General features: G+C 72.9%; 18 protein-coding genes, 2 pseudogenes and 1 riboswitch. Of the genes and pseudogenes, 14 read left to right on the forward strand and 6 right to left on the reverse strand.

Annotated features, from left to right (window positions below):
* From PSH25_RS05315 to PSH25_RS05345, 7 genes and pseudogenes are all read left to right on the forward strand, one after another.
* Window positions 1-412 (forward strand): annotated as a pseudogene (locus PSH25_RS05315) (beta-ketoacyl synthase); the annotation flags it as partial.
* 74 nt (window positions 413-486) lie between these two features.
* Entirely contained in the window at window positions 487-1,575 is a 1,089-nt protein-coding gene (gene hppD / locus PSH25_RS05320; RefSeq protein ID WP_238657939.1) for a 4-hydroxyphenylpyruvate dioxygenase, read from the forward strand.
* Window positions 1,572-2,501, forward strand: coding sequence for a phytanoyl-CoA dioxygenase family protein (locus PSH25_RS05325; protein WP_238657940.1), 930 nt, complete (start codon window positions 1,572-1,574; stop codon window positions 2,499-2,501). Before hppD ends, PSH25_RS05325 begins: the two co-directional genes overlap by 4 nt.
* A gap of 1 nt (window position 2,502) precedes the next feature.
* Window positions 2,503-3,294, forward strand: coding sequence for a DUF3050 domain-containing protein (locus PSH25_RS05330; RefSeq protein WP_238657941.1), 792 nt, complete (start codon window positions 2,503-2,505; stop codon window positions 3,292-3,294).
* The gene (locus PSH25_RS05335) at window positions 3,291-4,265 is read left to right on the forward strand and encodes a thiamine pyrophosphate-dependent dehydrogenase E1 component subunit alpha (RefSeq protein ID WP_238657942.1); all 975 of its coding nucleotides are present in this window, start codon (window positions 3,291-3,293) and stop codon (window positions 4,263-4,265) included. The genes PSH25_RS05330 and PSH25_RS05335 overlap by 4 nt, the downstream gene beginning before the upstream one ends.
* 28 nt (window positions 4,266-4,293) lie before the next feature.
* Entirely contained in the window at window positions 4,294-5,262 is a 969-nt protein-coding gene (locus PSH25_RS05340) for an alpha-ketoacid dehydrogenase subunit beta (RefSeq protein ID WP_238657943.1), read from the forward strand.
* A complete protein-coding gene (locus tag PSH25_RS05345) occupies window positions 5,259-6,617 on the forward strand; it encodes a hypothetical protein (RefSeq protein ID WP_238657944.1) in 1,359 nt (452 codons plus the stop codon). Before PSH25_RS05340 ends, PSH25_RS05345 begins: the two co-directional genes overlap by 4 nt.
* 87 nt (window positions 6,618-6,704) lie before the next feature.
* Here the strand turns inward: PSH25_RS05345 and PSH25_RS05350 are convergent, their stop codons facing one another.
* On the reverse strand, window positions 6,705-7,391 hold the full coding sequence (locus PSH25_RS05350) for an SGNH/GDSL hydrolase family protein (protein WP_238657945.1): 687 nt from the start codon (window positions 7,389-7,391) through the stop codon (window positions 6,705-6,707).
* 39 nt (window positions 7,392-7,430) lie between these two features.
* The gene (locus PSH25_RS05355) at window positions 7,431-8,393 is read right to left on the reverse strand and encodes a sialidase family protein (protein WP_238657946.1); all 963 of its coding nucleotides are present in this window, start codon (window positions 8,391-8,393) and stop codon (window positions 7,431-7,433) included.
* A 220-nt stretch (window positions 8,394-8,613) separates the two neighbouring features.
* On the opposite strand from PSH25_RS05355, the gene PSH25_RS05360 reads away from it, so the two are divergent.
* Window positions 8,614-9,189, forward strand: a complete 576-nt coding sequence (locus tag PSH25_RS05360; RefSeq protein WP_238657947.1) for a hypothetical protein — start codon at window positions 8,614-8,616, stop codon at window positions 9,187-9,189.
* Between the two features lie 20 nt (window positions 9,190-9,209).
* Here PSH25_RS05360 and PSH25_RS05365 read toward each other — a convergent pair whose 3' ends face one another.
* Genes PSH25_RS05365 through PSH25_RS05375 form a run of 3 tightly spaced genes read right to left on the reverse strand, consistent with a single transcriptional unit; the run spans window position 9,210 to window position 12,960 of the window.
* Window positions 9,210-10,133: an aminoglycoside phosphotransferase family protein gene (locus PSH25_RS05365; RefSeq protein ID WP_238657948.1), complete on the reverse strand. Its 924-nt coding sequence runs from the start codon at window positions 10,131-10,133 to the stop codon at window positions 9,210-9,212.
* A 41-nt stretch (window positions 10,134-10,174) separates the two neighbouring features.
* Window positions 10,175-11,398, reverse strand: a complete 1,224-nt coding sequence (locus PSH25_RS05370) for an MFS transporter (protein ID WP_238657949.1) — start codon at window positions 11,396-11,398, stop codon at window positions 10,175-10,177.
* Window positions 11,395-12,960 (reverse strand): AMP-binding protein, encoded by a 1,566-nt coding sequence (locus PSH25_RS05375; protein WP_238657950.1) that lies wholly within the window; start codon window positions 12,958-12,960, stop codon window positions 11,395-11,397. The genes PSH25_RS05370 and PSH25_RS05375 overlap by 4 nt, the downstream gene beginning before the upstream one ends.
* A 313-nt stretch (window positions 12,961-13,273) precedes the next feature.
* Between PSH25_RS05375 and PSH25_RS05380 the strand changes: the two genes are divergently transcribed.
* The 6 genes and pseudogenes from PSH25_RS05380 to PSH25_RS05405 all read left to right on the forward strand — a co-directional run bounded on the left by PSH25_RS05380 (window position 13,274) and on the right by PSH25_RS05405 (window position 19,647).
* Complete coding sequence (locus PSH25_RS05380) at window positions 13,274-14,551, forward strand: SGNH/GDSL hydrolase family protein (protein ID WP_238657960.1); 1,278 nt, start codon at window positions 13,274-13,276, stop codon at window positions 14,549-14,551.
* A gap of 68 nt (window positions 14,552-14,619) precedes the next feature.
* A complete protein-coding gene (locus tag PSH25_RS05385; RefSeq protein WP_238657951.1) occupies window positions 14,620-15,831 on the forward strand; it encodes a cytochrome P450 in 1,212 nt (403 codons plus the stop codon).
* Window positions 15,832-15,838: 7 nt separating this feature from the next.
* Window positions 15,839-16,753: pseudogene (gene lipP1 / locus PSH25_RS05390) on the forward strand (LipP1 family hormone-sensitive lipase); the annotation flags it as partial.
* Window positions 16,754-16,847: 94 nt separating this feature from the next.
* A complete protein-coding gene (locus PSH25_RS05395) occupies window positions 16,848-17,951 on the forward strand; it encodes an alpha-hydroxy acid oxidase (protein WP_238657952.1) in 1,104 nt (367 codons plus the stop codon).
* A gap of 3 nt (window positions 17,952-17,954) precedes the next feature.
* Window positions 17,955-19,319, forward strand: coding sequence for an aminotransferase-like domain-containing protein (locus PSH25_RS05400; protein WP_238657953.1), 1,365 nt, complete (start codon window positions 17,955-17,957; stop codon window positions 19,317-19,319).
* A gap of 67 nt (window positions 19,320-19,386) precedes the next feature.
* The gene (locus tag PSH25_RS05405) at window positions 19,387-19,647 is read left to right on the forward strand and encodes a hypothetical protein (protein WP_091397680.1); all 261 of its coding nucleotides are present in this window, start codon (window positions 19,387-19,389) and stop codon (window positions 19,645-19,647) included.
* A 101-nt stretch (window positions 19,648-19,748) separates the two neighbouring features.
* Here PSH25_RS05405 and PSH25_RS05410 read toward each other — a convergent pair whose 3' ends face one another.
* Window positions 19,749-21,185, reverse strand: coding sequence for a glycine hydroxymethyltransferase (locus PSH25_RS05410; protein WP_238657954.1), 1,437 nt, complete (start codon window positions 21,183-21,185; stop codon window positions 19,749-19,751).
* 19 nt (window positions 21,186-21,204) lie between these two features.
* Window positions 21,205-21,294: riboswitch (ZMP/ZTP riboswitch) on the reverse strand.
* Window positions 21,295-21,316 lie beyond the last annotated feature (22 nt).

The following is a 21,316-nucleotide window of genomic DNA, read 5'->3' on the forward strand; positions in this document are numbered from 1 at the left end:
CGCGGCGGCGTGCATCCGCCGGGCGCTGCGCAGCGCCGGTGTGCCGGCGGCGGCGGTCGGCTACGTCAACGCGCACGGCACCGGCACGAAGCTCGGTGACATCGCGGAGACCACCGCCCTGGCCGACGTCTTCGGCGTCGGCGGCGTGCCGGTCAGCTCCACCAAGGCGCTCACCGGTCACCTGCTGGGCGCCTCCGGGGTGCTGGAGGCGGCGGCCACCGCGCTGGCGCTCGGTCGGGGACTCCTACCGCCGACGTACCACCTCGACGATCCGGACCCGGCCTGCCCGGCGGACCACATCCGTGGCACGCCCCGCAAGGCCGACCTGGAGTACGCGGTCACCAACTCGTTCGGGTTCGGCGGCCAGAACGTGAGCCTGCTGCTGGCGCGCGTCGCCGAGCCGAGGGGGTGATCGAGGCGGCATCCCGGGCGGGGCGTGCCCGGACGGCAACAGGGGGAATCGGGTGGGAAGGGGTTTCAGGGGACATGGACATCCGTGGTATCGACCACATCGAACTCTATGTGGGGGACGCCCGACAGGCGGCCTTCTACTTCAGCACCGCCGTCGGCTTCGAGGTCTGCGGCCAGGGTGGCCCGGAGACCGGGCTGGCGGGGCAGCGCTCGCTGCTGCTCTGCCACGGCGACATCCGGTTGCTGCTCACCTCCGGGCTGAGCGCCGAGCATCCGGCCGCGCGGTACGTACAGCGCCACGGTGACGGCATCGCGGTCGTCGCGGTCGAGGTCGACGACGTGTCGGCCGCGTACGCCGAGCTGGTGGGTCGGGGTGCGACCGGCGTGACGCCGCCGACCACCCGCACCGGCGCGGACGCCGAGGTGGTGATCGCCGAGGTGGACGGCTTCGCCGACGTGCGGCACCGGCTGGTGCAGCGCCGGGGCGACCGGGGCGAGTTCCTGCCCGGTGCCATCACCGCCGCGTCCACGCCGGACGGCCACCCGCCGGTGCTCGCCGAGATCGACCATCTGGCGGTCTGCGTGCCGCCCGGCCAGCTCGACGAGACGGTCCGGCACTTCGAGGCGTTGTTCGACTTCGCGCAGATCTTCGAGGAGCACATCGAGGTCGACGGGCAGGCGATGAACTCCAAGGTGGTGCAGAGCCCGTCCAGGCGGGTCACCGTGGTCCTGCTCGAACCGGACCGCACGCGGCGGTCGGGGCAGATCGACGCGTTCCTCGACCAGCACGCCGGTGGGGGAGTGCAGCACCTGGGGCTGCGCACCGACGACATCGTCGGCGCGGTGGAGGCGCTGGGCCGGCGCGGGGTGCGCTTCGCCGGCACCCCGGCCAGCTACTACGACGCCCTGGAGGCGCGGGTCGGTCGGGTGGACGCCCCGCTGCACCGGCTGCGTGAGCTGGGTGTGCTTGTCGACTCCGACCACGACGGCCAGCTCTTGCAGATCTTCGCCGAGTCGATGCACGTGCGTCGCACGCTCTTTCTGGAGCTGATCGAGCGGCGCGGCGCGCGGGGCTTCGGCAGCGGCAACATCAAGGCGCTCTACGAGGCCAAGGAACGGGAACTGGCCGCCGTGGCGGCCACACCACAGGGGGTGGGTGCGTGAGCGTGACTGGCTACGAACCGACGCTGACCGCGCAGGAGCAGGCGCTGTTGCCGTCCGACGACGACGTTCGGCACTACGCCGAGCACGGCTGGTACCTGTCGAAGAAGCTCTTCACCGACGACGAGGTGGACGCCCTCACCGCCGCCGCGCAGCGCTACTACGACGGCGAGCGCGACCGTCGGCTGCCCGTCCGTCCGCCGAAACTCGCCTACTGGGAGCCGTCCCGGGGGCCGGTGCAGCGGCACAACGACTACGTCCACCACGAGCACGACGGGTTCGGCGCGATCCTGCGCAAGCCGCTGATCGGCGCGGTCGCCGCCCGGCTCGCCCAGGCCGACGAGATCCGGGTCTTCCAGGCCACGCTGATCTACAAGCCGCCGATCTCCGGCGAGCCGAGCAACATCGTGCCCTGGCACTTCGACAAGCACTACTGGGCGTCCTCGTCGTCGGAGAAGATGCTCACCGCGTTCATCCCCTTCCACGACTGCGGGGAGGAGATGGGCACCATCACCATGGTCGACGGCTCGCACCGGTGGAAGGAGATCGGCGCGGACGACACCGTGGTGCGGCACTTCGCCGACCGGGACCGCAGCCAGCTGGAGGAGATGCTGGCCGAGAACGCCGCGTACAACGGCGTGGAGATCCGCAAGGTCCCGATGGTGATCCCCAAGGGACATATGAGCTTCCACCACTGCCGCACCTACCACGGCAGCGGCCCCAACGTGAGCGGTCGCCCCCGACAGGCGATCTCGCTGCACCTGCAGGACGGCGACAACGCCTGGCGGGAGTTTCCGCTCTCCGACGGCACGCTCGCCGCGTACAACCACGACGTGCTGGTCCGCCGCACCCACGACGGGCGGCCGGACTACGCGGACCCCGACTACTGCCCGGTCATCTGGCGCCACCACGCCCAGCAGGGAGGCTGACATGTCACGGTACGACTGGGGTAAGACGCACCCGGGCATCGAGCGGTTGGAGCGGGCGGTGACCGACCGGCGCGACGCCGTGGTCAAGCACCCGCTCTACGCCAACCTGGACACCCACAAGGCGTTGGTCACCTTCATGGAGCACCACGTCTTCGCGGTCTGGGACTTCATGTCCCTGCTGAAGTCGCTGCAACGGCAACTGACCTGCGTCACCGTGCCGTGGATCCCGACCGGCCCGACCGGCAGCCGCCGCCTCATCAACGACATCGTCATGGTCGAGGAGAGCGACGAGCTGGGCGGCGGCTACATCAGCCACTTCGAGCTGTACGTGCGGGGAATGGCCGAGGCCGGCGCGGACACCACGGCGGTGACCGCCCTGGTCGACCTGCTGCGCGCCGGCCGACCGGTCACCGAGGCGCTCACCGAGGCCGGGGTGCCGGCCGCGTCGGCGAGGTTCGCCGCGACCACCTGGCAGATCATCGAGTCCACCCCGGTGCACTGCCAGGCGGCGGCCTTCGCGTTCGGCCGCGAGGACCTGATCCCGGACATGTTCACCCAGGTCGTCTCGGTCAACGAGCACAGCAACCGGCTGCACACCTTCGTCGACTACCTGGAGCGGCACATCGAGGTCGACGGTGAACAGCACACCCCGATGGCCATGCAGATGCTCGCCGACCTGTGCGGCGACGACGACACCAAGTGGCAGGAGTGCGCCGACACGGTCAACACCGCCCTCGCTGCCCGGGCCCGGCTCTGGGACGACATCCTGGCCGCCATCAAGGGGCCTGCGTGACCGACGCCGACCCGGTCCGGCTCTACCGCACGGTCCGGCTGATCCGCCGGTTCGAGGAACGGGCGGTGGAGCTGGTCCACGGCGGGCAGATCGTCGGCGGCATCCACCCGTACCTCGGTCAGGAGGGGATCGCCGCCGGCGTCTGCGCCGCGCTGGGTGCCGACGACGTGCTCGCCGGCACCCACCGCGGGCACGGGCACGTCCTGGCCCGCGGGGCCGACCCGGCCCGGATGCTCGCCGAGCTGTGCGGCCGGGTCACCGGCCTCAACGCCGGCCGGGGCGGTTCGATGCACGCCGCCGACCTGAGCATCGGCGTGCTCGGCGCCAACGCGATCGTCGGCGCCTCCGGGGCGATCATCACGGGCGCGGTCTGGGCGCACCGCCGCCGGGGCCGCGACACCGTCGGGGTGAGCTTCTTCGGCGACGGCGCGGTCAACGAGGGGATGCTGCTGGAGGCGTTCAACCTGGCCGCGCTCTGGCGGGTGCCGGTGCTGTTCGTCTGCGAGAACAACGGCTACGCCACCACCATGCCGGTCGCCGGCGCGGTGGCCGGCAGCATCGCCGGCCGGGCCGCCGCGTTCGACCTCCCGGCCGTCCAGGTCGACGGCCAGGACCCCGAGACGGTACGCGTCGCCGCGTCCGCCGCCGTCGACCGGATGCGCGCCGGCGGCGGCCCCGAGCTGATCGAGGCCCGGACCTACCGCTTCGACGCCCACCACACCTTCGAACACGCGGTACGCCTCGACGACTACCGCCCGCCCGACGAGGTGACCCGTGGTCGGGCCCGGGACCCGGTGCGCATCCAGGGCGAACGCCTCACCGACGCCGACCGCGCCGCCGTGGACGCCGAGGTCGAGGCGACCCTCGACGCGGCGGTGCGGTTCGCCCTGAACAGCCCGGAACCCGACCCGGCCGACGCGTTGACCTACCTGTACGCCAGCGGCCTGACCGCCCGCACCGGAGGTGGCTGAATGACCGTGCGCACCGGAGGTGGCTGAGGTGCCCCGACTGTCGTACCGCCGGGCGCTGACCCGGGCCCTCGCCGACGAGTTGACCCGCGACGAGGCGGTCTTTGTCCTCGGCGAGGACGTCCAGGTCGGGGCGTCACTGGTGACCACCGGGCTAGCCAAGCGGTTCGGGACCGAACGCGTCCGCGACACCCCCCTGTCGGAGCAGGCGTTCACCAGCTTCGCCACCGGGGCGGCGCTGGCCGGGCTGCGGCCGGTGATCGAGTTCCAGATCCCGTCACTGCTGTTCCTGGTCTTCGAGCAGATCGTCAACCACGCGCACAAGTTCCCGCTGATGACCGGCGGGCAGTGCAGTGTCCCCGTCACCTATCTGGTGCCCGGCTCCGGCTCGCGTACCGGGTGGGCTGGGCAGCACTCCGACCACCCGTACAGCCTCTTCGCCCACGTCGGCGTGGTCACCGTCGTGCCGGCCACCCCGGCCGACGCGTACGGGCTGCTGGTCACCGCGATCCGCCACGACGACCCGGTGGTGGTGTTCGCGCCGGCCGGCGCGATGGACCTGCGCGACGACGTCGACGACCTGGCGCCGGTGCCGCTGGGCCGGGGCCGGATCCACCGCTTCGGCGACGACGTGACAGTGGTCGCGATCGGGCACCTGGTGCACGACGCGCTCGCGGTCGCCGAGGAGGTGGCCGACCAGGTCTCGGTGGAGGTGTTCGACCCGCGCACGCTCTACCCCTTCGACATCGACGGTCTCACCGAGTCGGTGGCCCGCACCGGGCGGCTCGTGGTGCTCGACGACGCCAACCGTTCCTGCGGGATGGCCGCCGAGATCATCGCCTCGGTGGTGGAACGGGTCCCCCTGCTCGCCCCGCCGCGCCGGGTCACCCGACCGGACGGGGCGGTGCTGCCGTTCGCCCCCGCACTCGACCGGGCCGTGCAGCCCGGCCGAGACCAGCTCGCCACCGCCATCCACCTGACCATGAAGGACTCCTCATGATCGACCCGAACTATCCGTGGCCGGCGGCCGACCGGGCCTGGACCGACCTGCCGGAGCCGGCCCGTCGGGCCATGGTGGCCAGCGGGGCGGCGGCCTGGGAGCAGGTCTTCCACGGCCGGGCCACCTACAACAAGCAGTGGCGGTTGGCCCGCCCCCCGGTGCTTACCGCCGACGCCTGGCGGCACCTCAACGAGGTCTGCGACCGGCTCGCCCAGCTCATCCTCGACGCCTGCCGTCGTCGGGCCGGCACCGCCGGTGAACTGCGCCGGCTGCTCGGCGTACCGGCGGGGGAGACCCGGCTGCTGGACGAGTCCGAGCCGCTGACCGAGGCGCTGCTGGCCGCGTACCGCCCGGACGTGATCTTCTCCGCCGGGGTGCCGAAGTTCGTCGAGTACAACATCGACAGCAGCCTCGGCGGCGGGTTCGACGCCGACACCGTCATCCAGCGGTTCGCGCACCTCTACCGGGAGCGGGGCATCCTCGACGACCTGCCGGTGCGGGCCGCGCCGTCGTTGCTGGACCAGCGGTTCGTGGCGATCCGCGAGGAACTGCGACTGCCCGAGGGCGCCCGGGTGGCGCTGCTGATGGACTTCGACGTCGACTACCCGGGCCTCGACGACCCGCAGACGTTCATCCGGATCCTCGACCCCCTCGCCGTACGGGCCCGGGACTTCGGCATCGACCTGGTCATCGCCCCGGTCTCCACCGCCACCCTGGACGCCGACAACCGCCTGGTCGTCGACGGCGCACCGGTCGACGCGCTGTTCCGGCTCTTCGTGCCCAACCGGGTCACCCCGACTGCCGGCCTGGACGCGGTGGCCCTGGCCCTCGCCGCCGGCACCCTACCGATGTTCGTGTCGGCGGCGGCCTGGCTGCTCGGCAACAAGACCACGTTCGCCTGGCTGTGGGAGGACGTGGACGGGTTGCCGGCCGACGACCAGGCGCTGATCCGCCGGCACGTGCCGTACACGGTGCCGTTGACCGCCGCGGTGCTCGACCGGGCCATCGCCGAGCAGGCCACGCTTGTGGCGAAGCCGGCCGACGGTTCGGCCGGGCACGGCGTGCTGCTCGGCCCGGAGTTGAGCGCGGCGGACTGGGCCGACGGTGTGCGCGCCGCCGTCGAGCGGGGTGGCGCCATCCTGCAGGAGTACCTGCCGACCGACCGGGTGTCGATGGACTTCGTCCAGATCGAGACCGGTGAGACGGTCACCGCCGACGTCCCGTACTCCCTGGCCCCGTACCTGTTCGGCCGGCACGCCTCCGGCGGCCTGGCGAGAGTCGGCTACCCCGGCTGCGACGGAATCCTCAACCTGGCCCACGGCGTCCTCCTAACCGGAATCCTCCTAACCGCCTGACCCCGCCCCTACGCGGTGATCAAGAGGTTTCGGTCAAGGAAGGCCATCTTCCTGACGCAAATCTCTTGATCACCGAGGCGAGGGGAGCTAAGGCGAGGCGGGGGGGAGTTGGTGGGAGAGGGTGCGGAGGGTTTGGGCTGTTGCTATGGCGTCGCTGCGGGCGCTGCCGTGGCGGCCGTCGGTGCTGTAGAGGGTGGGGTCGGCCGTCAGGGGGTGGTCGGTCAGGTGCACGTGGAGGGTGCCGAGGCGTTGGGCCAGGTTTGCCGTGTGTGCCGAGAGGCGGCGCATTCGTTCGCCCAGGCTGGCCCGGAGGTGTTCGGGCACCGCGGGGCTGTGCGAGACGTCGAACATGCCCACGGTGATCACGTCGGCGCCCACGTCGCGCAGCGCGGTGATCATCGCGGTCAGCTCGGCGTCCACCGCCTCCGCGTCGTACGCCGGGTGGAAGGCGTCGTTGCCGCCGCAGACGACAAGCGCCAGATCCGGTGCGAAGGCCAGCGCCGGTGCGAGCTGGGTGGCCCGCACCTGGTGCGCGCGCAGCCCGCGTCGACCCAGATTCCGGTACGCCAGCTCGGGGCGCACCGCGGTCAGCTCGGCGGCGACCCGGTCCACCCACTGCACGTCCGGGTAGCCCGGTGTCGGCTCACACATGCCCTCCACGACGCTGTCGCCGAGCGCCACGAACCGCCGCCACGGGTGCCCGTGCAGCAGCTCGACGGCCTCCCCCGGGCGCAGACAGTACGGGTCCGTCGATTCGGTGAACGTCGATGGCATGTCGGCACGCTAGCCGACCGCCGGGCTGCCGGGCCAGGCTCAGCCGGTCAGGCTGACCTCGGCCAGGTAGACACAGGTCTGCCCCTCGTGGGACGAGTAGTAACTGACCCACAGCAGGTCGTCGTGCCACACCAGGCCGGGGTAGCTGGTGTCGCCGCCGGAGGGCAGCGCGACCAGTTCGGTCAGCTCGCCCCGGTCGGGGTCGACGACGCAGATCGCGGTGCGGACCCTGCCGTCGTGCAGGCGGACCCCGGCCAGCAGCAGCCCGTCGGGCAGCCGGAGCAGCGTCGGCCCGCCCACCTGGACACCCAGGTCGGTCCAGGTCCAGTCCCGGTACGGCGGCACGGCCCGGCCGAGCTGCGCGCTCGCGGTGGCCTCGTCCCGGCGCAGCAGGCACCGGGCGGTGCCGTCCGGGTCGAAGACCAGACCGGACTCGTTGGGGTACCCGTCCTCGAACAGCGTCGGCACCCAGGGCCGCAGGTCCACCCCGTCGGTGCTGCGGTAGAGCCGGGCGAACCTCGGCTCCCGGGTGGCGTAGCCGACGCCGTACATCGCACCGTCGTGCCAGGCCGCCCGCCACACCCAGACGCCGGGCTCGCCCACCGGGGTGGGATCGCCCCAGGCGTGCCCGTCGGTGGAGAGCCAGGTCACCGTCTGGAAGGTCATGGCGGCTTCGCTGGCGGCTGCGCCGGTGGCTTCGCCGGTGGCCGCCGCCGCCAGCAGTTGCAGCCGCCCGTCGGGTCGCGTCACGAAGCGCGGGTCGCGCAGGTCGACGCCGGCCTGCGCGATGACCGTCGCGGAAGCCCAGGACCGGCCGTCGGTCGAGGTCAGCACCCGGATCACGCCGTCGTCGCTGAGGTGGGTCCGGGCCTCCCGGAAGGCGCAGAACCAGCTTCCGGCGTACCGGACGAGGTCGGTGAACGCGCTGTGCGGGGCGCTGTCGCCGATCCGGCGCACGGCGGTGACCTCGGCGGTGCGGCGGCGGGTGGGTGACGACGTCATGCGCGGCAGCCTCCAGGTGCGGTGACGACGGTGGACGCTAGCCGCCCCCGCCAACGCCAGCGCGGCCAGCAGCCGAACGTCCGACGAACAACGCGCGAGGGCTGTCGGATTGGCGTCGTGGGCGCTGCGACGTCGGCGCGCTGGGGTGGGCTGTTGGCACCCACCACTCACCATGGGCGGTGGGCTGACCGCAGAGTCCATCGGCGAGGGAGGTGACCGCATGCTCGGTTCGTTCCTTCAGGCCCTCGCGACGAAACTGGTCGAGGAGATCCTCAAGCTTCTGGTTCAGTGGCTCGCGCCGAAGGCGCTGCGGTCGTTGCCGCACAGCGCCTCGCCGAACTGCCCACACTGCGGCGGGTACGGGGTCCGCCGGTGGGCGCCCGGCGCCATGTGGATGTTCCTGCCGGCCCTGCTGGCCTTCGCCTGGGGTTTCGGGTTCACAGTGCTCGGTGTGCCGGTGGTCGTGCTTACCGTGGTCGCCGTGCTGGTGTCGGACGGCGTTGGGGGAGTGCCGACCGCGCTGCTCGCGCCGCTCGGTCTGCTGGTTCCCGCCGCGCTGATGGTCGCGGGCGCGTTCGGCCTGGCCCACTACCACAGCTACCCCCCGAAGTGGTGCGCCCGCTGTCACGGCCGGTGGCCGCGCCGGGAGCGGGACGAATACCTGCGGGCGTCGGCCCCGGTGGTGACCTGCCGCTGCGGGCAGCGGCTACGGGTGCCCCGGACGGCCGCGGGGACGCGACTGCGCTGCCCGAGCTGCCGCACCGAACACGCCACCCCGGCCCGGGCCGCCCGCTGACCGGCCCGGCCGGTACGGGTTCAGCGGGCCACGCTGTGCTCCGCGAGGAGTTCGCCGAGCACCTGCCCGGCTCCCTCGGCCTTGGTCGGGTCCCGATCGTCCAGGGTGATGAGCGCCTTCCACAGCGCCCAGCCTCGTCCCCGGGCCCAGGTGGCGTCGTCGAGACCGAGCGCGGCCCGGAAGGCGGCCCGGCTGGGGCCGTGCAGCAGGGTCCAGGCGATCACGGTGTCGCACGCCGGGTCACCCACGCCGGAGCAGCCGAAGTCGATGACCGCGGCGAGTCGGCCGTCGTGGACCAGCAGGTTACCGTCCGCGACGTCGCCGTGGAACCAGACCGCCGGCCCGGTCCAGGTGGCGTCGAGGGCGGCCTGCCAGATGTCGGTGACCACGCCGACGGGGACCCGGTCGCGGTGCGTCTCGATCGCCGCCCGGGTCTCGGCGTCGTACGTGGACAGCGGGCCACCCCGCCAGGCGCTGTGCGGGCCGGGCGCCGGGCCGTCGGTGGCGTCCACGCGGCGCAGGGCGCGCAGGAAGGCGGCGAGGTCGGTGGCGAACCGGGACAGGTCGTCGATCCGCTCGGCGCGGGCGGTCCGCCCGTCGATCCACCGGTAGACCGACCACGGGTACGGGTATCCGGCCCCGGGCCGGCCGTGGGCCAGCGGCACGGGGATCTCCACCGGCAACTGTGGCCCGAGCACCGGCAGCCAGCGCTGCTCCTTGGCGACCTGGAGGGCGTACCCGGCGCCGCTGGGCAGCCGTACGCTCATCTCCTCGCCCAGGTGGAATGTGCGGTTGTCCCACCCGTCGACCTCGACGGGGCGGACCGGCAGATCCGCCCACCGGGGGAACTGCTCGGCCACCAGCCGGCGGACCAGTGTCTCGTCGATCCGGTCGGCCACGGCGGCGTTGGTCACCGGGACGCCCGGAGGCGGCTGCGCGCTCATCGGTCCGAGCCTGCGGCAGCCGCGCCGGGCCCGCAACGGGTTTACCGGGTGGCGACGGGGGTGGGCCGCGCTGACGTCTCCGGGCCGGACGCCCGGTGCAACAGCGGGTACGCGGTGACCACCAGGCACACGGCCGCCATGGTCAGCAGGGCCGGGGTGAGCCCCAGAGCGTCCACCGACCAGCCGCCGAGCAGCGCGCCGACCGGCAACCCGACGAACGCCAACGAACCGGCGATGCCGATCACCCGGGTCTGCAACTCCGGCGGCACCCGCTCGTAGAGCGCCACCCCGAGCAGCGGGTTGACCGCCGCGATGCCGATTCCGGACAGGAACGTCACCACGAGCACGACCGGCAGTTCGTCGCTGATCGCCAGCGCCACCAGCCGGGGCGTGCCGGCGACCAGCGCGCCGACCAGGAACGTTAGCCGTCGGGGCAGCCGGGGCCCGAGCGCGGTGAACACCAGGTTGCCCAGCAGCGCGCCCGCCGAGAACGCCGCCAGCACCAGGCCGAGACCGCTCGGGCCGTGCAGCTCCCGGGCGACCCAGACCGGGATGTAGACGGCCACGCTGGCGTTGGCCACCATGTTCAGCGCCGAGATGACGGCGAGCATGCCGAGCAGCGGCCAGTCCCGGCCCAGGTAGCTGAAGCCGCCCCGCAGCGCGCGCAGGTAACTCTCCGGCTGGGCGGGTTGCGTCGGGGCGGCCGGCGGGCGGACCAGGACGCCGATGAGCAGCGCGCAGACGCCGAAGCTGGCCGCGTCGATGAGGATCGCCTCGGTCACCCCGAACGCGGCGATCAGCAGGCCGCCCACGGCGGCGCCGAACAGGGTCATCACCCGGCTGAGCCCGTCGTACGCGGAGGTCAGTCGGATCAGCGGCACTCCGGCGGCCTCCGCGACCGGGCGGAACATCACGTGCTTCACCCGGTCCCCGATGCCCCGTAGCGCACCGGCCACCGCGACGAGTGCCACCAGTGGGGCGAAGCCCAACCACGGGGTCAGCGCGACGACGACCATCGCCACCGCGCTGCCGGCGTCGCAGAGGATCGAGGTACGGCGCAGGCCGATCCGGTCCGCCCAGGGTGTGCCCAACGCGCTGGACAGCAGGTACGGCAGGGTCTCGGCGAACGCGACCAGACCCATCTTGGTGGGGCTGCCGGTCGTGACCAGCACCAGCCACGGGATGGTCACCACCGAGATGCGGGTGCCCAGGTTGGAGATCAGGTCCGCGCTGACCAGGACGACAAGTTGCCGGCGGGGGGTCACGCCCCGACCGCCGCCGCCCGACGCGCCGCGTACCGCGCGCGCAGCGCCCGCTTGTCCACCTTCATCGACCGGTTCACCGGCAGCCGGTCGACGAACTCCACACCGGCCGGTGCCCACATCTCGTTGAGTTCGACGGTCACCAGGTCGATCAGCTCCGCCCCGGTGACCGTCGCGCCCGGCCCGAGCACCACGAACGCGTACGGGACCTCGCCGGCCGTCTCGTCCGGCACGCCGATCACGGCGGCGGCCCGTACCTGCGGGTGCCCGGCCAGCACGTCCTCGATCGGGCGGCAGAAGATCGGCCAGCTCCGCCGTTGCGTGAGGATCGCGTCGTCTGCCCGGTCGACCAGGTAGAGGTAGCCGTCGTCGTCGAGGTGGCCGATGTCGCGGGTCCGCACCCACCCGTCGACGAGCGTCTGCGCGGTCAGCTCAGGCTGACCGTGGTAGCCGGCGAAGCTCAGTCGGGTGCGCACCCACACCGTGCCGTCGCGGCCCGTCGGCAGCACCGCACCGTCGTCGTCGCGGATCTCGATGCGGACGTCGCCGTAGGGCCGCCCGCAGGAGCGCAGCCGTTCCGGGTGCTCCGGATCGTCGGTCAGCCCGGGCAGCGCGGTGATCACGACCGCCTCGCTGAGGCCGTACACGATGCGCAGCACCGGGCCGAACCGCGCGACGGCCTGGCGCAGCCGGGCGGGCGCGGCGGGCCCGGCGCCCACGTTGAACATGAACATGGCGGAGAAGTCCGCGCCGACCAGCGCCGGGTGGTCCAACACCTCGTAGAGCATCGGCGGGGTGACGAAGGTCGAGTTGATCCGCTCCCGCTGCACGGTGTCCACGAAGGCCACCGGGTCCCAGTCGTCGCGCAGAACCAGCACCCCGCCGGTGAACAGGTTGAACAGGGTGGTGATCTGCCCGCTGGCCAGCCACATCGGCGAGTGCGACAGGTGCCGCAGCAGCGGGAACCCGGCGGCGCGGAACTCGGCGGCCAGGGCGAGGATCTGGGCGTAGAAGCTCTCCCGGTGGTGCACCAGCTTGGGGCTTCCGGTGGTGCCGCTGGTCTGCAGGAACGACTCGGGCGCCGGCACGGGCGCCGGCAGCTCCGTCACGTCGGCGTCGGCGTCGGCGGTGAGATCGGGTCCGGCGCCGCCCGCGCCCAGGCAGCACACCGGTGTGCCGGGCAGCGCGGCGGCCAGCTCCGGGCCCAGACTGGCCCGGTCCCGGGCGTCGTAGACCAGGGCGTCCGGGCCGGCCAACCGGATGAACTCGTCGACCTCCCGGCGCGCGGTCACCGGGGCGACCCACATCGTCCGGCAGCCGAGCAGATGCAGGGCGAGTTGCAGCAGCGGACCCTCCACCGCGTTCGCGACGGTCACCAGCACCGCCGACCCGGGCCGTACGCCGTGCCGGGTCAACGTCGCGGCCATCGCCCGGACCCGCGCGGCGGCGTCGGTGTAAGTGAGACGCCGACCGCCGCCGACCAACGCCTCCCGGTCGCCGAATTCGGCGAAGAGCTCCAACACCCTGTGCACGTAGGTCGTGGTGTGCCCGGGTCCGTCAGTCATCCGGCAGCCCCCATCCCAGAAAGCGGCGGTCCCCGGGCAGCTCCCGGCGACGACGCGACGGTGGCGCGCTTGGGCGACCGCACCGCCGCCGCCTGGAAGCCTAGGCGGGAAACGGCTGGTCGGAACCGTGCCGACGGGCGATCCGAGCGGCCCGCCGGACATTTGATCGCGTCGATCAGGTTGATTGACGCCCGTCAGCGGCGGCGGCTAGGTTTCTGGACCATCGTCCAGGCGGGCGCCGTCAGCGGACGGCCCTGGGCTGCCACACGATGGAGGTTCCATGGCAACGGCAACCCCGAAGAGATGGCATGTCATCGCCGCCGCGGCCGCGCTGTTGGTCGCCGGCGCACCCGCCGTCGTCGCCAGCGCCGGTCCGTCCGGCACCGCCGCCGACCGACCCGACCGCGCCGAGTGGGCGGGCAGCTGGGCCACCGCGGTCACCCGGGGCAACTCGGTCGGGTTGACCAACACCGGCCTCAACGACCAGAGCGTCCGGATGATCGTGCACGTGTCGGTGGGCGGCCCGGCGCTGCGGGTCCGCCTGAGCAACCTCTACGGCGAGCAGGCGGTCACTGTCGGTCGCGCCACCGTCGCCCGGCCGAACACCGCGACCCCCGACGACCTCTCCGACATCGACGCCGCGTCGGTGCGCCCGCTGACCTTCACCGGCGCCACCACGGCGACCATGAACCGGGGCGCGGAGCTGCTCAGCGACCCGTTGGCCTTCCCGGTCGCCGACGACAGTGACCTCGTGGTCACCCTGCACTTCCCGACGCCGACCGGCCCGACCACGTTCCACGGGCAGTCCCAGCAGGCCAACTTCATCGGCGCGGGGGACCTGACCGGGGCCGCCGAGGGCACCGGCTTCACCATCCGTCCCACCTGCTGCTGGTTCTTCCTCTCCGGCGTCGACGTGCAGCGCAAGGGCAGCCCCGGCGCGCTGGTCGTGCTCAGCGACTCCATCGGCGACGGCAACGGCAGCACCGTCAACGCCAACCGGCGCTGGCCCGACCTGCTCTCCGACCGGCTGCTCGCCGACCGGCCGGACAGGCGCACCCCGGGCGTGCTCAACCTGAGCCTGGCCGGCAACCGGCTCAACCACGAGGGCACCGAGCCGGGCGACGGCAACTACCCCGGCTACTACCAGCTCGGCCCGAACGCGGCGGCCCGGCTCAACGAGGACGTCTTTCCCCAGACCGGGGTGCGTACCGTCGTCACCCACCTGGGCATCAACGACATCTGGATGTCGAACGACACACCCGAGGCGATCATCGGCACGCTGCGGCAGATCAACCAGCAGCTCCAGCAGCGCGGGCTGACCAGCCTGGTGGCGACGCTGACGCCGTACGAGGGGCACGGCGCGCCGGGCGTGTGGACGCCGCAGAAGGAGGCCACCCGCCAGGCGGTGAACGCGTACCTGCGCGGCAGTCGGGAGTTCGACGGGCTGCTCGACTTCGACCGGGTGCTGCGCGACCCGGCACGGCCCAGCCAGCTGCTGCCCGCGTACGACTCGGGGGACCACATCCACCCGAACGACGCCGGCAACCAGGCACTGGCCGACGCCGTGGCGCTGCGGCTGCTCGACCTCTGACATCGGCCGGGGGCGGCGGGTGACCCCCGCTGCCCCCGGCCACCGACATCGGTGGGGAGGAGTGGGCCGTGGACGTGCAGGAGATCCTCACCGGCCTGTACAGCGAACAGGGCAGACAGGACCCGTACCCGTGGTACGCGGACCTGCACCGGCTCGGCCCGATCAGCGCGGTGCCGGCGCGCGCCGAGCACCCTACGGTGGTCGCGGTCGCGGTCGGCTACGACCTCGTCGACGGGCTGCTGCGCGATCCGGAGTGGACGAAGAAACCGCCGCCGGGCTGGGAGGAGCAGGAGATCCTGCGGACCTTCCAGACCTCGATGATGTTCGTCAACCCGCCCGACCACACCCGGATGCGGCAGGTCTTCTCCCGCACCTTCACACCGCGCCGGCTCGGCGCGTTGGAACCGGTGATCCTGCGGGTGGTCGACGAGCTGCTGGACCGGATGGCGGACGCCGGGGACGGCGCGGTCGACTTCGTGGCCGACTTCGCGTACCCGACTCCGGCCCTGGTGATGGCCGAGTTCATCGGCATCCCGGCCGCCGACCTGGCGTGGTACCGCGAGCGGGTGGAGTGGATCGACGAGTTCCTGGACGTGGCGGGGAAGACCCCGCAGCGGCTGGCCGCGGCCAACACCGCCGCCCAGGAGTTGCGGGCCTTCTACCGGGAGTTGCTCGGGCACCGCCGCCGGGTGCCCGGGGACGACCTGCTCAGCGCGTTGGTCGAGGCGCTCGACTCCGGGGAGGTGGAGCTGACCGAGGATGAGCTGGTCAGCAACCTGATCGTGCTGTTCAACGCCAGCTTCGTCACCACCGTCTACATGTTCAGCAACGGGCTGCCGTTGCTGCTGGCCCACCCGCAGACCGTCGCGGCGCTGCCCACCGACGCCACGCTGGCGCAGGGCTGCGTCGACGAGGTGCTGCGGTTGGCCAGCCCCGTGCACTTCCTGGCCCGCGCCGCGCCGGCCGACACCGTGCTGAACGGCGTGCCGGTCGCCAGCGACGCCAATGTGCTGATCATGATCGCGGCGGCCAACCGGGACCCGGCCCGTTTCCCGGCCCCGGACGACTTCGACCCGACCCGTCCCGGCCCTCCGTCGCTGGCCTTCGGGGTGGGTCTGCACTTCTGCCTCGGCGCGGCGGTGTCGCGGTTGGAGGGTCGCCTCGCGCTGCCCCGGCTGTTCGCCCGGTTCCCCGCGCTGACGGTCACCGAGACACCGACGTACAGCGGCAGCCTGTTCCTGCGCGGCATCGACACGTTGCTGGTCAGCACCTGTGGATAGGAGCGACATGGCCCTGCACCCGGAGGTTGCGGCGTACCGTGCGGCCCGTGCCGCGGCCGGCGCCCCGCCGCTGTACGCGCAGACCCTCTCCGAGGCGCGCGCCGCGGACCTGGCCGCGATCCGCGCCGGCGCCGGCGCGGTCGAGCAGGTCGCCGAGGTACGCGACGAGCGGATCGCCGGTCCCGCCGGGGAGCTGCCGCTGCGGGTGTACCGGCCGACCGGGTCGGGTCCGCTGCTCACCCTGCTGTACTTCTTCGGCGGCGGCTGGACGCTCGGCAGCATCGACACCGCCGACGGCATCTGCCGACGCCTGGCCAACGCCGTGCCCTGTCAGGTGATCACCGTCGGCTACCGCCTCGCCCCGGAACACCCCTTCCCGGCGGCGGTGCAGGACTGCCACGCCGCCACCTCGTGGGTCGCCGGGCACGCCGACGAGCTGGGCGTGGACCCGACCCGGCTGGCGGTGGGTGGGGACAGCGCCGGCGGGAACCTGGCCGCCGCGGTCACCCTGCTCAGCCGTACGGACGGGCCCCCGCTCGCCGCGCAGCTGCTGGTCTACCCGAACACCGACCAGAGCGGCGACCCGGCCGGCGACGACGACCCGGCGTTGTTCAACCGCCGTTCGGTCGCCTGGTACCGGACGCACTACCTCTCCGACCCGGCGCACGCCCGGGATCCGCTGGCCTCGCCACTGCTCGCCGACGACCTGTCCGGGTTGCCGCCGGCGCTGGTGATCACCGCCGAACTGGACCCCCTGTGCGCCGAGGGGCAGCGGTACGCGGAGCGGCTGCGCGACGCCGGCGTGTCCACCCGGCTGGAGCACTACCCGGGCATGATCCACGGGTTCTTCGCCATGCCGGGAACCTTCACCGACGGGCGGCGGGCGCAGGACAGCGCGGCGGCCTTCCTCCGCGAGCACTTCGGGCTGCCGGCCGAGCCCGGCGAGGTGGACGACGCCGCCCCTCGGGGCGAGGCGGAGGAGCCGGCCGAGCCGGCTGGCGCGACGGGCCTGGGCGATGGGTGAGCGGGTGCTGGCCGACCTGCCGGCCGTGTCGCTCGCCGACTACGCCGAGCGGGCCCGGGCGGTGCTGCCGCCGGACGTGTGGGACTACCTGGCCGGCGGCAGCGCGTCCGAGGTGACCCTCGCCGCGAACCGTCACGCGCTGGACCGGGTCGCGGTGCTGCCCCGGGTGCTGCGCGGGGTGGACAGCGTCGACCTCGGCACCGACCTGCTCGGCCGTCGGTACGCCATGCCGGTCGGCGTGGCGCCGATGGCGTACCAGCGGTTGGTGCACCCGGACGGGGAGCTGGGTCTGGCGGCGGCGGCCGGCGCGGCCGGGATCCCGTACCTGGCGAGCACGCTGGGCAGCACCCCCATCGAACAGGTCACCCGCACGGGGGCGGACGTCTGGTTCCAGCTCTACTGGCTGCGCGACCGAGCGCTCGTCCGCGACCTGCTGGACCGGGTCGTCGCGGCCGGGTGCCGGGCGCTGGTGGTCACCGTGGACGTCCCGGTGCTCGGTCGACGTCCCCGGGACCTGCGCAACGCGTTCCGGCTGCCGGCCGAGGTGGTCGCCGCGAACCTCCCCGACGGTCGTGACGCGCTGGCGCACTCCGGTGCCCCCGGGGTGTCCGCGATCGCCGCGCACACCGCCGCGTCGTTCGCGCCGGCGCTGCGCTGGGCGGACCTGGCGTGGCTGCGTGAGCAGGTTGACCTGCCGCTGGTGGTCAAGGGGTTGCTGGACCCTCGCGACGCGACCGAGGCGGTACGCGTCGGCGCGGACGCGGTGGTCGTCTCCAACCACGGCGGGCGGCAGCTGGACGGCTCCCCGGCGAGCGTCACCATGCTGCCGGAGGTCGTCGACGCGGTCGGGGACGGCTGCCAGGTGCTGCTGGACAGCGGCATCCGGGGCGGCACCGACGTGCTGCGGGCGCTGGCGTTGGGTGCGGCCGGGGTGCTGGTCGGCCGGCCGCTGCTCTGGGCGCTGGCCGCCGGTGGCGAACCGGGGGCCCGGGACGCGCTGGGCCTGCTCGTCGCCGAGTTGACCGACGCGCTCACCCTGGCCGGCTGCGCCGACGTGGCGGCGGCCGGCGAGCTGCGCACCCTCGGGGTGGGTTGAGGGGTGAGCGCCGCCGAACCGGTCGACCTGAGCGTCGCCGACCTGCACCCCGCGCTTGGTGATCCGGCGCTGACCTCGATGAACTTCCTCAACGAGGTGTCCGAGCGCTACCCGGCGGCGGTGTCCCTCGCGGCCGGCCGGCCGTACGAGGAGTTCTTCGACCTCGCGGCGGTGCACCGGCACCTGGACACCTTCCACCGGCACCTTGTCGACGACCTGGGGCACGGACCCGAGCAGGCCCGGCGGCTGCTGCTCCAGTACGGCCGGACGAAGGGCATCGTGCACCACCTGATCGCCCGTAACCTCGCGGTCGACGAGGGGATCACCGTCGACCCGGAGGACCTCGTGGTGACCGTCGGTTGCCAGGAGGCGATGTTCCTGGTGCTGCGCGCGTTGCGGGCCGGGCCGACGGATGTACTGCTCGCGGTCGCCCCGACCTACGTCGGGCTGACCGGGGCGGCCCGGCTGGTGGACCTGCCGGTGTGGCCGGTCGCCGGCGGGTCGTCCGGGGTCGATCTGGCCGACCTGGCCGCTCAGGTACGCGGCGCACGGGCGGCGGGGCTGCGGCCGCGCGCCTGCTACGTGATGCCGGACTTCGCCAACCCCTCCGGGGTCAGCATCGACACGGCCCACCGGCGGCGGCTACTGGACCTGGCGGCGCAGGAGGATCTGCTGCTGCTGGAGGACAACCCGTACGGCCTGTTCCACCTCGACGACGGGCCGCGCCCGCCCACCCTCAAGGCGTTGGACACCGGACGACGGGTCGTCTACCTCGGCTCGTTCGCCAAGACCGTGCTCCCCGGCGCGCGGGTCGGCTACGTGGTCGCCGACCAGCGGGTGGCCGGGCCGGGCGGGCAGGTCGGCCCGCTCGCCGACCAGCTCGCCATGATCAAGAGCATGGTCACGGTGAACACGTCGCCGATCGCCCAGGCGGTGATCGGCGGCCGGCTGCTGGAGCACGGATGCAGCCTGGTGGCCGCGAACACCCGGGAGCGGTCCGCGTACACCCGGAACCTGCGCCACCTGGTGGCCGGCCTTACCCGGCGCTTCCCGGCCCTGCCGGACCAGTCGGACCAGCCCGACCAGCCGGATCGGCCGGACCGCCCGGCGGCGGTGCGCTGGACGGTGCCGGCCGGCGGGTTCTTCGTGGTGGTGACCGTGCCGTTCCCGGTCGACGACGCGTTGCTGGACCGCTCGGCGCGCGACTACGGGGTGCTGTGGACGCCGATGGCGCACTTCTACGACGACACCGCGCCGGTTCGCGCGTTGCGGTTGTCGGTCAGCGCGGTCACGCCGGAGCAGATCGACGTCGGGCTGGATCGCCTCGCGGCGCTGATCACCGACGAGCTGACCCGCCGGGCGGGTTGACACACCGCGTTCACGGGATGGCAATGCGCGACGACCCGCGTGCCGCCGTCCTGGGTGGACGGTCATAATAAGCCGCATGGTTGCCTGGGAGTACGCCCTGCTCGTCCGCCGCTATCAGGGACAGGGCCGCAATTTTCACGTCTCGTTCGTCTGGTACGCGCCGGACGGGTCTCGCAAGGACATCACCGCCTACGGCGACACCGCCATCGCGCACCTCAACCGCGCCGGCCGGGAGGGGTGGGAGCTGGTCTCCGCGGCCGAGGACGTCAACAACGTCCAGGGCAGCACCGAGGTCCACCGCTACCACCTGAAGCGCCCGATGGCCTGACGGCCGTGCCCCCGCGTCGATCATGGGGTTGTGGTGGTGGACGAAAGTCGTGCACCAGCCCGGATCGGGCACCGCAACTCCATGATCGACGCGGTCGGGGGCTAGCTCAGGTCGATGCCGGGGTAGAGGGGGTACGTGGCCAGCAGGTCGGTGGCCTGGCGGGCGACCTTGTCGGCCAGGCCGGCGTCCAGGGCGTACTTCGCCTTTGACGGGGTGCCGTCGGCGTTGGCGCCGGCGGTGGTCTGGGTCAGCACGGTGTGGATCAGCTCGGCGGTCTGGTCCATCTCGGCGGTGCCGAGGCCCCGGGTGGTCAGCGCCGGGGTGCCGATCCGGATGCCGGACGTGTACCAGGCGCCGTTCGGGTCCTGCGGGACCGAGTTGCGGTTGGTGACGATCCCCGAGTCGAGGAGGGCCTGCTCGGCCTGGCGGCCGGTGAGCCCGTAGCCGGACACGTCGATCAGCACCAGGTGGTTGTCGGTGCCGCCGGTGACAAGCGTCGCGCCCCGGCGCAGCAGCCCCTCGGCGAGCGCGTTGGCGTTGTCGACGATCCGCTGGGCGTAGTCGGCGAAGTCGGGCCGGCGAGCCTCGGCGAGCGCGACCGCCTTGGCGGCCATCACGTGCGGCAGCGGACCGCCGAGCACCATCGGGCAGCCCCGGTCCACCTGGTCGGCCAGCTCCGGCTGGCAGAGCACCATGCCGCCGCGCGGGCCGCGCAACGACTTGTGCGTGGTGGTCGTGACGATGTGCGCGTGCGGCACCGGGTCGAAGTCGCCGGTGAACACCTTGCCGGCCACCAGGCCCGCGAAGTGCGCCATGTCGACCATGAAGGTGGCGCCGACCGAGTCGGCGATCTCGCGCAGGATCCGGAAGTTCACCTTCCGGGGGTACGCCGAGTAGCCGCCCACCAGGATCAGCGGCTTGAACTCGCGGGCGGCCTCGGCCACCCGGTCGTAGTCGATCAGGCCGGTCGCCGGGTCGGTGCCGTAGCTGCGCTGGTCGAACATCTTGCCGGAGATGTTCGGCCGGAAACCGTGGGTGAGGTGGCCGCCGGCGTCCAGCGACATGCCGAGCATCCGCTGGTTGCCCAGCTCGCGGCGCAGCGCGAACCAGTCGGCCTCGGTGAGGTCGTTGACCTGACGGACCTGGGCCTTCTTCAGGGCGGGAGACTCCACCCGGTCGGCCAGCACCGCCCAGAAGGCGACCAGGTTGGCGTCGATGCCCGAGTGCGGCTGCACGTACGCGTGCGCGGCGCCGAACAGCTCCCGGGCGTGCTCGGCGGCGAGCGCCTCGACGGTGTCGACGTTCTGGCAGCCGGCGTAGAAGCGGCGGCCGACGGTGCCCTCGGCGTACTTGTCGCTGAACCAGTTGCCCATGGCCAGCAGGGTCGCCGGGGAGGCGTAGTTCTCGCTGGCGATCAGCTTGAGCGACTCCCGTTGGTCGGTCAGCTCGGCGCCGATGGCGTCGGCGACCCGCGGCTCGACAGCCCGGATCACCTCAAGGGCACTCCGGAATGCGGTGGACTCGGCGTTGCGGGACATGCGACCTCCAACAGACGTGCGGGAAGGCCCAGGCGCTCGGCAAACGTCCACGTGACGAGGCCGCTCCCCGATGGTTCTCCATCCCCACGCGCCAGTAACGGCCCGGGCCGATCCTACCGGGCCGGAACCGG

Origin of the sequence: Micromonospora foliorum, assembly GCF_022229015.1 — a bacterium.
In the GTDB taxonomy this organism is placed as follows: domain Bacteria; phylum Actinomycetota; class Actinomycetes; order Mycobacteriales; family Micromonosporaceae; genus Micromonospora; species Micromonospora foliorum.

Excerpts from the sequence above, each read along its gene's own strand:
- hppD (WP_238657939.1), top strand. The coding sequence starts at position 487 with ATGGACATCCGTGGTATCGACCACATCGAACTCTATGTGGGGGACGCC.
- PSH25_RS05330 (WP_238657941.1), top strand. The coding sequence starts at position 2,503 with ATGTCACGGTACGACTGGGGTAAGACGCACCCGGGCATCGAGCGGTTG.
- PSH25_RS05345 (WP_238657944.1), top strand. The coding sequence starts at position 5,259 with ATGATCGACCCGAACTATCCGTGGCCGGCGGCCGACCGGGCCTGGACC.
- PSH25_RS05350 (WP_238657945.1), bottom strand. The coding sequence starts at position 7,391 with ATGCCATCGACGTTCACCGAATCGACGGACCCGTACTGTCTGCGCCCG.
- PSH25_RS05355 (WP_238657946.1), bottom strand. The coding sequence starts at position 8,393 with ATGACGTCGTCACCCACCCGCCGCCGCACCGCCGAGGTCACCGCCGTG.
- PSH25_RS05360 (WP_238657947.1), top strand. The coding sequence starts at position 8,614 with ATGCTCGGTTCGTTCCTTCAGGCCCTCGCGACGAAACTGGTCGAGGAG.
- PSH25_RS05365 (WP_238657948.1), bottom strand. The coding sequence starts at position 10,133 with ATGAGCGCGCAGCCGCCTCCGGGCGTCCCGGTGACCAACGCCGCCGTG.
- PSH25_RS05375 (WP_238657950.1), bottom strand. The coding sequence starts at position 12,960 with ATGACTGACGGACCCGGGCACACCACGACCTACGTGCACAGGGTGTTG.
- PSH25_RS05395 (WP_238657952.1), top strand. The coding sequence starts at position 16,848 with ATGGGTGAGCGGGTGCTGGCCGACCTGCCGGCCGTGTCGCTCGCCGAC.
- PSH25_RS05410 (WP_238657954.1), bottom strand. The coding sequence starts at position 21,185 with ATGTCCCGCAACGCCGAGTCCACCGCATTCCGGAGTGCCCTTGAGGTG.